The organism is Methanocrinis sp., from assembly GCF_049974945.1.
Lineage (GTDB): Archaea > Halobacteriota > Methanosarcinia > Methanotrichales > Methanotrichaceae > Methanocrinis.
Genome location: NZ_JBNGCU010000059.1, coordinates 1 through 11,637, shown reverse-complemented (window position 1 = coordinate 11,637; position 11,637 = coordinate 1). Strand labels below are relative to the sequence as shown.

Here is an 11,637-nt window from a genome sequence, read left to right as displayed (position 1 = left end):
CCTGCGAGACAAGGCCCTCAACCTTGCGCCTTTGACCTGGCTTGGCAACCCCCGCACTGGGGTTTATACTCTGATCATCACTTCGGCTTCGATTAGGTCAGCTCGCTCAGCTGCTCGCTGAGAAGCGACGCGCGCCTCTTTATCTCGGCCGCGGCACCCGCCACGAGATCCTTTGCAGGCATCGACCCGTCGGTATCTATCTTCATCACGAAGACGTCCTCGAGCGGGACGATCTTGATGGCTCCGACCTCGCACTCCTTGACGCAGAGCCGGCAGAGGGAACATCTGACAGGATCGGTGACCTCCACCTTTCCCTTCTCCTTGCCCTCTCCGATCACCAGGACCTCTCGCGGACAGACCTCAACGCACCTTCCGCAGCCCTCACACTCGTCGCTGACCCTGATCTCGGGCAGGTTCTTGTAGCCACAGTGGGTTCCGGCCTGCCACTTGGCGTGGAGCATGCCCCGGTTCAGGGTGACGGTCCCCTCCAACATCAACTTTTCGCCCTCGCCCAGGATGGCGATGGGGATCTTCTCGAAGGCGACCGCGACGCCGGGATCTGCAAACCTCAGATCGCCGGAGTGGACGGTGCAGGGACCCTCGGCGGTGAGGGTCATCCCGATCCGGCAGGCGGGACATCCCGCGCCGCCGCAGTCGCACTCCTCTGGAACCGTGAAGAGCCCCAGGTCGTCAGACTTGATCGGCACGAGCCCCAGCCTCAGGGAGAGCTGCTCGTCGAAGAGGACCGACGTATTGTCATAAATACTTATCTCATCGATGGCGAGGGAGGGCACCTCCGCGAGGCAGGCCCTCCTTATGGCGTTGGCGAAGGAGGGCGTCGTGTCCCTAAGAAGGAACCTCGCCCGGTCCTCCGCAAGCTCGATCAGTTCCACCTTCAAAGCTCACACCCGTCTGCCCCTCTTTCCGCCGGAGGGCTTGGTGCCGTCGTGGGGAATCGGGGTCACATCCTCGATCCTGCCGATCTTGAGCCCGGCTCTCGCCAGGGCCCTGATCGCCGCCTGGGCGCCGGGTCCCGGAGACCTCTGCCGATTTCCGCCGGGGGCCCTGACCCTGACGTGAACGCCCATGATCCCATTGGTCATGGCCTGCTCGGCGATCTGGCCCGCCATCTGCATCGCCGTATAGGGCGAGCTCTCGTCCCTCGCGGCCTTGACCACCATCCCGCCCGATACCTTCGCGATCGTTTCCGCGCCGGTGAGGTCGGTTATGGTGATGATGGTGTTGTTGAAGGAGGCGTATATGTGAGCTACGCCCCATTTTCCTTCTGCCATTTTTATCCTTCCACCTTGGGTATTCTGGTGGCCCTCTCAGGGTGTGCCTCCTGAGCCATGGGCGAACCAGGGTAGTAATCGATGGTCATCTCTTCGCCGCGCTTGACGTAATAGCCGGGAACGGTCACCTTCCGGCCTGTGATCTGAATGTGGCCGTGGGTTATGAACTGCCGAGACTGTCTGAGGGTCTTGGCAAGCCCCTGACGATAGACCTGGGTCTGAAGCCTCCGCTCCAGAAGGTCCTCCACCTTTATGGAGAGAACGGAGTCGAGATCGCCATCTTCCTTGAGCATTCCGTAGTTCTTGAGGTGTTCCAGCACGTCCTCCGCCTGAGCCTCAATCCCCGTCTCTCCACGAGTGGTGGCGGCCAGAAGCTGACGGCTCACACGCCGGTACTTCCTGATCAGGCTCTGAGCCTTCCAGACCTCTCTCTTGTTGCGGAGTCCGTAATTCTTGACGAGCTCCACCTCCTGAGCCATCCGATCGGCTTCCCAGGGGTGACGCGGAGTATCGTAACTCTTCCTACATTTACCAGGATATCCCATAAAAGCCCGCCTCGCTCACTTCTTCTTCCTGCTGACGCCCACAGTAGCTCCCCTTCGACCGGTGGATCGGGTCCGCTGGCCTCGAACGCGCAGACCGCGCTCGTGCCTGATCCCCCTGTAGCTCCGGGTCTTTCTGAGGATGTCCATCTCTTCCCTCTGGGTGAGCATCAGATCGGTCCCCATCACGTGCCTATCTTCGCCGGTGAGCAGGTCCTTTCTCCTGTTTTTCATCCAGACCGGAAGATGGTCTTGAGCCGACTCCACGATATCTCGGAGCCTCGAGATCGCCTCGTCCGAGAGCAGGCCTAACGTCTCAGTAGGTTCGATCTCCGCCTTCTGGGTGAGCAGCCGAGCGTTCCGCCTGCCCATACCCTTGATGCCGGTGAGCGCCATCTGAACGGGCTGATGACCGTTGAGGTCGGTGTTCATGATGCGCACTATATGTTTCAGCTCTTCATTCTCTTCTGGCAAATTATTCCTCCAGAAATCTGAGGCCTCCGGCCTTTCCGAGGGCCCTCTGGAGCAGCCCCGGATCGAAGTCCGACGCCGCCCACGCATCGGCAAGCGGCCGATGGGGCGAAATCAATCGCAAACATAATCCAAGCCTGACATTCGCTACTGATACATAAGACTTATGGAGGCGAAGGGTGGAGCGTTCAAGCTCACCCTTCTCCGCGAACCTCAACCCGGCAGCCGATTCTCGCCATCTCCTCGAAGAAGCCGGGATATGATATGGAGACGGACTCTGCAGCATCTATTCTGGTATCTCCGGCAACGAGCCCCGCCACCGTCAGGGCCATGACGATCCTGTGGTCATGATGACCGCTCACCCTCGCGCCCGAAAGCGTCCCGCCCTCGATCACCAGCCCGTCGGGCCTCTCCTCGATCTTCGCCTCCATCTTGGAGAGCTCGACCGCCATGGCCCGGAGCCGGTCGGTCTCCTTGTGGCGGACGTGCTCTGCGTTCTTGACCACGGTCCTTCCTTTTGCGACCGCCCCCAGGACGGCGATGGTGGGGACGAGATCTGGGGTGAGGCTTGCGTCCACCTCGACCCCTTCGAGGTCGCGCCCCTCGATCGCGAGGTCGCCCTTCACCTGGTCCCAGGAGATCTTCGCCCCCATCTCCCGGAGGATGGCGACGATCGCCGAGTCGCCCTGCTTGGAGGGCCGAAGGCCGCGGACGGTGAGACGCGAGCCGGTCACCGCCGCCGCCGCCAGGAGGTAGGAGGCTGAGGTGAAGTCTCCGGGAACGGTGTAGCCGTCCAGATTGTAGCTCTGCCCCCCCGCAACGAAGAATCTGCGAAAATCGGTCTCGATTACGGCCCCCGCCTCCTCCAGCATCTCCAGGGTGATCTCAGCGTAGGGGCGGGACTTCAGCTCTCCATCGATCTCGATCTCGGTGTCCCCTTCGGCCAGGGGAGAGGAGATGAGAAGGGCGGAGAGGAACTGGGAGCTTACGGACCCGTCGAGGACGGTCCTCCCGCCCCGGAGCCGCCCCCTGATCACCAGGGGGGCACAGTCGTTTCCCTTTATCGAGAAGGCCTCGGCCCCCAGATCGCGGAGGGACCTGAGGAGGGGGCCGTTGGGCCTCCGCCGGATAGAGGCGTCCCCGGTGAGGACGGCACCGTCAGTGAGGGCCGCCACCGCCGCCATGATCCGCAAGGTGGTTCCCGAGTTCTCGACGTCGATGACGTTCTCTGGGGTCTTCGGCCCTCCCCCGACGCCGATCACCGAAAGCTCCCCCTCCCGCCCCTCGATCTGGGCCCCGAAGGCCTCAGAGGCGTTGATTGTAGCCCTGGTGTCGGCGGAGAGGAGCGGCCGAGCCACCATGCCGCCGGGCCCCAGGGCGCTGATGGCGATCGCCCGATGGGTGTAGCTCTTGGAGGGCGGAACCGCCACTTCGCCCGAGACCTGAGAGCGCTCAACAGATGCTATCATCCTTTTCGGGATGGGTGGACGAGTATAAAAAATCGAGGCCTCCGCCGGCCGGACTTTGAGATGAAGCTGGCGAGGTCTACCTCCGAGAGACCGATCTCGCCAGATCGACCACCTCCTCCAGAAAGAGCTCCTGGGGCCTCCTCTCCAGAAGGTCGGGGTCGATTCGCGACAGAATCTCGGAGGGAACTCCCATGGCGGCAAGAGACCTCTTCACCTTCTTTCTCCTCATGGAGAAGAGGCCACGGGTGAGGTCGTCGAAGGCCCTCTCGTCGACGGGAATCCGGTTTTCGCGGGGCCGGAGGCGGACGATCGCCGACTCGACCTGAGGCATGGGCCGAAAAGCCCCCCGAGGAACCCTTTCCAGGATCTCGGCCTCGGCCCGCAGCGCGACGTTGAGGGTGAGCCTGCCGAACTCCTTCGTTCCCGGCCTTGCCACCATCCTCTCCGCAAACTCCCTCTGGTACATCAGAACCGCAAGGTCGAAGGGCCTCTCCAGGAGCCTGAAAGTGATCTTGGAGGAGATCTGGTAGGGGAGGTTCGATACGATCTTGTTGTAGTCGGGCAGGGGCACCCTGAGGGCGTCGCCTCTCAAAACCGATACGTTCTGAAAGCGCCCTTCCAGGGACGTCGCTAGATTCGCGTCGACCTCGATGGCGAAGATCGTCCCCGCCCGCTCCGAGAGCGCCTCGGTGAGGTTTCCGGTCCCCGGCCCGATCTCCAGCACCCTGTCCTCCCGGTCGATGGATGCGTAATCGACGATCCTCGCAATGATCCTCCGATCGACGAGAAAATGCTGACCGAGCTTCTTCAAGACAGAGGCCACCTCAAAAGATCCGAGATAGAAAGTCCGGGGCCTTCAGGTTCGGCCGCTCATCGCCGACGCGGTTCCGCGGTAAAGATGCGGTACTTGATCCGGTCGTCGGCGATCTCGTCCTCGATCCTCTTAGCGAGAAGCTTCTCGGGGTTGTAGATCCCCTTCACCCTTTCGGAGAGGTCCTCAAAGCTCTTGAAGGGCCCACTCTTCCGCTCCTTCAGGACCGCCCACATCAGCTTCTTGCCGATTCCCGGGAGCAGCTCCAGGGCGTGCATCCGGGTGGTCAGGGGGCCGGCCTCGTTGAAGAAGCGGAGGTAGAAGACCTCCCTCTCCAGGACGATCTTCTGGAGGGCGTAGGGGAGCTCTACCCTGGAGCCCGGGGTGAGCTCCTCGTATCCTATCCTGCGGTTGACCCTATCTATGACCTGCCGGTCTTTGCCGACCAGCATGACCTTGACGCCGATCTCGGGCACTGTGCCCTCTTTCGGAGTCATCTCCATCAGCACAAAGTCCCTATCGCCCACCCCCTGGATGATGGGCCTCTTTTGGTACCTGCCCATAGAGTCCGAGACGTGCCCGTAGGGCAGGTAGTCGAGAACCCAAGCTGCATCTTCGCGACGTGGAGATCTGCCCGAGGCCATGCTTATCCTCCAATATTGATTTTTATCCTCTCAGTACGACGTCGAGGATGGCGTCGAGATCCTCGTCGGTGAGGGTGAACCTCTCTTTTGCGTAGAGAGCCCTGATCTCGTCCTTGGTCTTTGGCCGGATATCGGAGATCTTGGTCGCGATCTCCGGGGTCATCTTCTCCAGGCCCGATAGCTCCTGGGCCATCTTTCGGCTCTCGGCCGCCGTTCCTTCAGAGAAGATATCGGCGTGTTTGATCGCCCTCCTCAGCTCGTAGCCGAGCTCTTCGGGCTCATCGGCCCGCCTGAGCCTTATATCCTCCAGGGCCTCCTTGACCTCGGTGAGGGTCATGAGCTCTTCGCTCAAAATATTTTTGACGATCATCTTAATTCTGGGGTTTGAGATGTTCCGGGAGGGATATAACCGTCTTTTTGGCGTTTCCGTCCCTCACTTCCAGCAAATAAGCCCTGCCCCTCCGGCCCAAGACCTTGCCGGTCTTTCCGTGGAACTTGGGGTTTGGCATACCCCTGTGGATGCTCGGGTCCAGAACGATGTGAACCATATCGCCGTCGTTGAAGTCTTGGATCGCCCTGCTCACGGGGGAGATCCCCCGCGCTCTGACCGATTTGCTCAGCCTGTCTCTAGTCCGTTTTCGTACTCCGTGTGACTTGGGCATCTGCCTCTCCACCTACGTTTATTACGTCCAGCTCCACCACCCTCGTCTCGGCCCCCAGGAGGCCCGCAAGGCTCGGCTCTGTTCTTCCGTCGTCTCCGCTGACCAGCTCTTTTACATAAAGACCGCTTGACCCCCTGAGGGTGATCCTGGCGGTCTTGCCCGAGAGCTGGTCGAGCCGAAGGTCGAGGACCTCCCTTTCGCGGACCTTGTCGGCCCGCCGATGGGAGACTCGGGTTGGCGTGCGCTGTTCAACCAAGCCGACCAGTTTGTCCAGAACTGATTTAAGCTTTTCTTCTGATACCTCTTCTCCGAATTCCACCAACATCGAGTAGCTCTTCTCGAAGAGGGCCTTCTTCAGCTCCTCGACCGTCGCCTTTTCGGTGAATTCGAGGTCGATGACCTCCACCTTCCCTGCGGCCCGACGGTTGATCTCCTCCTGGAGAAGGGCGAGATCGACGGTCCGGATCCGAGGGGAGACCGCCTCCGCCACGAAGGGGCGGCCCGTTCCCAGCATCCGAGCATCGATATCCTCCCTCCCCGAGCCGTGAAATACGGTGTCCTCGCACCTGGTCGCCTCGATGATGGGATCTCTTATCAGCTCGTCCACCGACTCGGGGTACCTCTTGCCGGTGTAGTTGCAGCTCTCACACCCGCTTCCACCGCATTCGCGGCAGGGCCATCTCGTCTGGGGAAAGCCTCGGATCAGTTTTCGGTACCTGCCCCGGATGTAGAGGGAGGCGACCTGGACATTCACCTGCCCATCTTCGAGGTTCAGGACCGCCAGGACGTCGGGCGAGCCGAAGCTGGTCGCCTTTCCCGTCCTCTCGGCGATCCTCTTTCCGACCTCCCGGTTCAGCTCCGACTTCATCGGCTCGGCGTGCCGAGACCCGCCGTCCGCCAGGATCAGCTCCTCGTTCTCGGCGAGAAGGCCGCTCATCTTGGTGCCGACGAGGAAGGTCTCGTGCTCGAGGTGACGGATCTCCCTCTCGACGGCCTTGGCCCACCAGTCCAGCCTCTCCGGCTCCATCTCCCCGAGGCAGACCGAGCACGCTTCCGGCTCGCCCGCCAGGCCCAGCTTCAGCCTCGCACTCTCGGAGCTTGGCGCCAGCTCCTCCAGAATCTCTCGTCCCGATTCGTCCAGGGACCCTGCCATCGACAGAAAGATCTTGACCGCCCTGCCCCTCTCCGCGTTGGTCAGGCCCGTCGAGAGCATCGCGAACTGCCGCCCAAGACAGCTGTCGCAGATGGGGCCGAGCCGGAGGACCCTCCTCGCCAACTCCGCGAGGTCGGCTACGTTATCGTCCATCTCATCTCTGCTCATGTTGGCGCGTCTCTTTTTGGTATCGTCATCTTCTCTCTTTCGTCTCGTTCCCATCTATATTTCTGGGTTGACCGTCTCTCTTCTATCAAGCTCGTTATTTATCAGCACTATGCAGTGGTCTGCATGAAGGCTCTTTGGCCCCACGGAGACGATCCTCGCCCCCGCCCCCTCCAGGGAGGCCTCGTCCTCCTCCGATAGGCCGATGTGATCTCCGAGGACGAAGGTTCCGTCTCCTGCCGAGGATAGGCCTCGAAAGTCAGATCCGTCCTCTCTTAAATAGTAGGTCGTCCCCTCGCCGTAGACCGGAAGGTCCACGAGGTCGCCGGACCGGACGAAGATCCCCGGCGTCGATTTGGTCCAACTGGAATCCGCCTCCAGGGCGAGGGCCTTCTTCAGAAGGGCCGCCGTCGTCCTCTCATCGGGGTTGAGGTGGCGCAGGTCCCGGCCCCGGAGCTGGACCGTCTTGGGAACAGGGCCGCCCCGGAAGATGAGGTAGACCAGAACGTCCCTCCTGATCCCGTGGGAGAGGACGAAGGCCGAGTTGATGCACCGGCAGAGTATATCGATCCGTCCCGAGGTGCCGGGTATGTCCTCCAGGGAGAAGTCCGGGGTGGTCGTCGCGAGGTTACCTACCACTACGAAGGTTCTCATGGGTTGGAGGATGGGAGGGCAGGTAGATCTCCTTTTCGTCTCCGAAATTCTGACGGGCAACGAGGTGAAACTTCGCGGAATTGCGGCATCAGCTATATATTCAGCGATCCAATTGAGGATGGTGATCCTTTGAAGAAGATCTTACTCTTAGCAGCCCTCTGCTGCTTTGGGCTCCTCTCTCTGGCGGGTCCATCTCTGGCCGAGGAGATCACCCAGAAGACCTTGATCCTGGACAGCGGGAACGAGACCACAGTGAACCTCGGCGGAATATACGGACTGGGATTGTTGAGCTTTGCAGAAGCTGTGAAGTTCACGCCGCCGAGGACTGGCTGGACCCTTGACGCCGTCCAGATCCTGGGCTGGGACGGATATGATGAGAACGAAACGCTGCCCGAAGAGCGGATGGTATGCCTAGAGATCAGAGACGAGAACCTGAACCTCCTCTATCGGTTCACAGATTCGCAGCTGCCGTATTTCAGCTTCTTGGGGATGCCGGGGTTTGCTGTGATCGAGGTTCCCTCAGTGCCCATAAACGGCGACTTCTACGTCTGCTTCTACGATCGCGGGGCCGTCAAAATAGGATGGGAATGGGGTGGCGATGCGGGCCGCTCTTTCTTCTATGATATGACCAACAAGGAACTCTTGCCAGCGGAGATCGGCGCTAACGCTACTGAGGAACTCGTGCCTGTGAACTGGATCATGCGGGCAGTCGGGCACTGAAGACGGCTTCCATCCTACCATGTCAAAGAGTATTTTCGGTTCGTGTGTCTGCATCGGCGGGATGCCCGGCATCGGAAGCGTGGGCAAGGTGGCCGCCGACTACATCGGCACCGCCCTGGATTGCGTCACCTTTCAGCTGATGGTCTCCACCGGGTTTCCCCCCGAGGTCCCCGTCGAGGACGGGATAGCGAGAGCCCTCCAGGTTGAGCTGAGGGCCCCGGTGGGCAGAGACGACCTTCTCGTCCTCTGCGGGGACGCCCAGCCCCTGAAGCCGCCCCACATGTACAACCTGGCGGGAGAGATCCTCAAGGCCCTCGCCTCCTACGAGGTAACGGACCTGATAACCCTCGCCGCCTACGTCGGAAGCTCCGAGGAGAGGGTCTTTGGAGTGGCCACCGACGCCGAGCTGGCTTTGGCCCTGGAGGAGGGGGGTGTCGCCCTCCTCCGGAACGGGATCGTAGGCGGCCTCAACGGGATCCTGGTCGGACTCTGCCCCTACTACGGGATGCGGGGCGTCTGCCTCCTGGGGAAGACCGACGGCGAGAAGGCCGTCGACCTGGCGGCCGCCGAGCAGCTGATCGGGGTCACGAGCGACCTTCTGGGGCTGAACGTTCCGGCGGAGATCCTGGCCTGGACTCTGCGGAGAGACCAAAAAGAGGGTGAGGCGGCAAGGGAAAAACGGCCCCAAAGACGCGAGGAGGACGATCGTGCCGGATACGGATAGGCCAGTATACGGGATAGATAGACCTAGACCGCCCTCACCACCAGGGAGCCCCGGGGAACTCCCAACTTCATGGAGACCGGCTCGCACTTGGCCCTCATGACGTAGATGAGCCGGCCCTGCAGAAAGTCGTCGAACTCGGTCATCGTCTCGAAGTTGCCCATCCCCTTGGCTATGACCAGCCACGCCTCGTCTTTGAGGAGGCCGAGAAGCTCGGGCCTCACCTTCTCCAGGGAGAGGCCGATGACCGGGCCCGTCGGCTCGATGGGAAGGTCGGTCATGGCCCTCAGCTCGTCGGCGGTGACGTCGTTCAAGATGGGTCCGGTCTTGGGAGCGATGATGACCTCCTTTCCCATCTCCAAGAGCTTCTCGATGACGAAGAGGTCGAAGACTACCTCGCCGGCGTTGTCGGTGAGGTAGAGGATTTTCTCGAACCGGTCTATCCGCCGCCGAGCCTCCTCCAGGTCGCCGTCGAACCTCTCCTTCAGGGTCTCGAGGAAGACGTCCTCGAAGGAGTCTACCTCGAAGTCGTGGCCCTTGACCCCCCACTCCATGGAGTTGGCGGCGGCGGCGATCCTGATCAGGGCCTCGAGTTCGTCCTCCGACTCATCGTAAAACTTCCTCGCGAGGGGGAGGAGGGCGGTCGCCACCCGGTTGCTCTCGGCCTTCATCTCCCGGTAGGGGTCGGGGTTTTTGCTCCTCCTCTTCATGATCTCTTCTCTTTCGTTACCCACCACCGAGGGGACCATTCCTTTGTGCTGGACCATGAAGTCCAGGAGCTCCTCCATCGCCGCCATCTTCTCAGCATCGTCGGAGAAGAGGAGGTCGCACTCGAACTTGGCCCGGTCGAGTATGCAGCTGTAGCAGTTCGAGGCCATCTTCAACCCCATCACCTCCCCGCCAGGACCGATATCACGTCGGGGATGGCCTTTGAGGCCACCTCCGGAACCGACCCACCGCTGAGGACGAAGACGACGCCCTTCCCTCCGGCGGCCTCCAAGATGATCCTCGCCATCTTCGCATAGACGGCGGAGGTGAGCTCGAATCCACCGTAGTCGTCGGCGTGAGAGTCGTGGCCGAATACGACGAAGCAGATCGAGAAGTCGAAGCCCTTGGCCATCTCCATGCTCCTCTCAAGCTCGCTCAAAAACTGATCGTCCCCGGCGTCGAAACCGATCCCGACGTCGTAGTTGTTATTCTTCTCGTCGAAGTTAGAGCTCTGCTGGTGGTTGAAGTTTATGTGGTAGACGTCTCGATCGTCGCCGAAGAAGTTTCTCGTGCCGTCGCCGAAGTGGGGGTCGACGTCCACGATCAGAAACCTCGAAAGGCCCAACTCTCTGAGTCTCATGATCGATATCACCACGTCGTTATAGTAGCAGAATCCCCAGCAGCTTCCGGGGCTGGCATGGTGGCCCGCGGTCCCGGTGTAGGCGAAGGCGTTCTCGGCCTCTCCTCCCGCCACCATCTCAGAGGCCAGAAGGACGCTCCCCGCCGAGAGGAGGGCGACGTCGTGGTACTGCCGGTTGTAAGACTCGGTCCTCATGCTCTCCATATGCTCAGGAGTGTGGGCCCTCTCCACCAGCTCGAGGGGTGCAGGCTCGGGCTCGAATACCTGGACGTCGTCCCCCTCCAGAAGCCCCGACCTGGCCAACGCCTCAAAGGAGGGCTTGATCCGGGCCTTGAGGACACTATGCCCCTTCGACCCGAAATCCTCGTGATAGATGACGGCAACTTTCATGTTCCTCAGATCTTCCGACCGACCTTATAAAACGTTCTTCTCCGGGCGTCTAGATCTGGGAGTACCGCGGATACCTCTCCAGGAGCATCCCCTCGACGACGATCGGCATCTCCCGCAGGGCGTCGTTGGCGGCCCTCTGGACCTCCCAGTCCTTGCTGGAGTATATGGTGAAGAGCGGCTCCCCCTTCTTCACCACCTGGCCCATCTTCTTGTGGATCCGGACCCCGGCCTTCTTGTCGGCGGGGGCACCGGCGTTCCTCGCGATCTCTACTATCCTCTTGTTGTCGAAGGAGATGACGTAGCCGTTAGTCGGGGCCAGTATATCCTGCTTGCACTCGCCGATCTCGATATCGCTGCTCTTGACGTTGGGATCGCCCCCTTGAGCCTCGACGATCTCCATCATCTTCTGGTGGGCCTTGCCGCTGCTGAGTATCCTCTCGGCCATCGCCCTACCCTCGCCCCGGGCGGCTACACAGCCCATCCCGGCGGTGCATCCGATCTCCAGCAGGACCCCCGCGAGGGAGAGGCTCTTCTCCCGGAGGCTGTTCGGCCCCTGGCCGCTCTCGAGCATGGTGAGCGCCTCCTTCACCTCCAG

15 protein-coding genes and 1 pseudogene are annotated in these 11,637 nt (G+C 61.3%); 2 read left to right on the top strand and 14 right to left on the bottom strand.

All coding sequences use genetic code 11. The annotated features are described in order from the left end of the window. Positions 1-92 precede the first annotated feature (92 nt). From ACP5EL_RS07045 to trmY, 11 genes are all read right to left on the bottom strand, one after another. Positions 93-893: a DNA-directed RNA polymerase subunit D gene (locus tag ACP5EL_RS07045; protein WP_428401807.1), complete on the bottom strand. Its 801-nt coding sequence runs from the start codon at positions 891-893 to the stop codon at positions 93-95. Between the two features lie 9 nt (positions 894-902). After that, entirely contained in the window at positions 903-1,292 is a 390-nt protein-coding gene (locus ACP5EL_RS07040) for a 30S ribosomal protein S11 (protein ID WP_428401806.1), read from the bottom strand. Positions 1,293-1,294: 2 nt separating this feature from the next. Next, entirely contained in the window at positions 1,295-1,837 is a 543-nt protein-coding gene (locus ACP5EL_RS07035; protein ID WP_428401805.1) for a 30S ribosomal protein S4, read from the bottom strand. A gap of 15 nt (positions 1,838-1,852) precedes the next feature. After that, positions 1,853-2,308 carry a 30S ribosomal protein S13 gene (locus ACP5EL_RS07030; RefSeq protein WP_428401804.1) on the bottom strand — a complete coding sequence of 152 codons (456 nt, stop codon included), beginning with the start codon at positions 2,306-2,308 and terminating at the stop codon, positions 1,853-1,855. A gap of 191 nt (positions 2,309-2,499) precedes the next feature. Then, the gene (aroA, locus tag ACP5EL_RS07025) at positions 2,500-3,774 is read right to left on the bottom strand and encodes a 3-phosphoshikimate 1-carboxyvinyltransferase (RefSeq protein WP_428401803.1); all 1,275 of its coding nucleotides are present in this window, start codon (positions 3,772-3,774) and stop codon (positions 2,500-2,502) included. 76 nt (positions 3,775-3,850) lie between these two features. Continuing rightward, entirely contained in the window at positions 3,851-4,585 is a 735-nt protein-coding gene (gene rsmA, locus ACP5EL_RS07020; RefSeq protein ID WP_428401802.1) for a 16S rRNA (adenine(1518)-N(6)/adenine(1519)-N(6))-dimethyltransferase RsmA, read from the bottom strand. A 59-nt stretch (positions 4,586-4,644) separates the two neighbouring features. Continuing rightward, a complete protein-coding gene (locus tag ACP5EL_RS07015; RefSeq protein ID WP_428401801.1) occupies positions 4,645-5,229 on the bottom strand; it encodes a DUF655 domain-containing protein in 585 nt (194 codons plus the stop codon). A 22-nt stretch (positions 5,230-5,251) separates the two neighbouring features. Further along, positions 5,252-5,599, bottom strand: coding sequence for an RNA polymerase Rpb4 family protein (locus tag ACP5EL_RS07010; RefSeq protein ID WP_428401800.1), 348 nt, complete (start codon positions 5,597-5,599; stop codon positions 5,252-5,254). A 1-nt stretch (position 5,600) separates the two neighbouring features. Further along, entirely contained in the window at positions 5,601-5,891 is a 291-nt protein-coding gene (locus tag ACP5EL_RS07005; protein ID WP_428401799.1) for a 50S ribosomal protein L21e, read from the bottom strand. Continuing rightward, the gene (locus tag ACP5EL_RS07000; protein ID WP_428401808.1) at positions 5,857-7,212 is read right to left on the bottom strand and encodes a tRNA pseudouridine(54/55) synthase Pus10; all 1,356 of its coding nucleotides are present in this window, start codon (positions 7,210-7,212) and stop codon (positions 5,857-5,859) included. Before ACP5EL_RS07000 ends, ACP5EL_RS07005 begins: the two co-directional genes overlap by 35 nt. Positions 7,213-7,266: 54 nt before the next feature. Next, positions 7,267-7,863: a tRNA (pseudouridine(54)-N(1))-methyltransferase TrmY gene (gene trmY, locus ACP5EL_RS06995; RefSeq protein WP_428401798.1), complete on the bottom strand. Its 597-nt coding sequence runs from the start codon at positions 7,861-7,863 to the stop codon at positions 7,267-7,269. Between the two features lie 129 nt (positions 7,864-7,992). Here trmY and ACP5EL_RS06990 point away from each other — a divergent pair, with 129 nt between their 5' ends. Both ACP5EL_RS06990 and ACP5EL_RS06985 read left to right on the top strand, forming a co-directional pair. Continuing rightward, the gene (locus tag ACP5EL_RS06990) at positions 7,993-8,583 is read left to right on the top strand and encodes a hypothetical protein (RefSeq protein WP_428401797.1); all 591 of its coding nucleotides are present in this window, start codon (positions 7,993-7,995) and stop codon (positions 8,581-8,583) included. A gap of 61 nt (positions 8,584-8,644) precedes the next feature. After that, positions 8,645-9,307, top strand: a complete 663-nt coding sequence (locus tag ACP5EL_RS06985; protein ID WP_428401796.1) for a PAC2 family protein — start codon at positions 8,645-8,647, stop codon at positions 9,305-9,307. A gap of 23 nt (positions 9,308-9,330) precedes the next feature. Here the strand turns inward: ACP5EL_RS06985 and ACP5EL_RS06980 are convergent, their stop codons facing one another. From ACP5EL_RS06980 to ACP5EL_RS06970, 3 genes and pseudogenes are all read right to left on the bottom strand, one after another. Continuing rightward, the gene (locus ACP5EL_RS06980; protein ID WP_428401795.1) at positions 9,331-10,194 is read right to left on the bottom strand and encodes a damage-control phosphatase ARMT1 family protein; all 864 of its coding nucleotides are present in this window, start codon (positions 10,192-10,194) and stop codon (positions 9,331-9,333) included. Beyond that, the gene (locus ACP5EL_RS06975) at positions 10,194-11,042 is read right to left on the bottom strand and encodes a histone deacetylase (RefSeq protein ID WP_428401794.1); all 849 of its coding nucleotides are present in this window, start codon (positions 11,040-11,042) and stop codon (positions 10,194-10,196) included. The genes ACP5EL_RS06980 and ACP5EL_RS06975 overlap by 1 nt, the downstream gene beginning before the upstream one ends. Before the next feature lie 49 nt (positions 11,043-11,091). Next, positions 11,092-11,637: pseudogene (locus tag ACP5EL_RS06970) on the bottom strand (AMP phosphorylase); the annotation flags it as partial.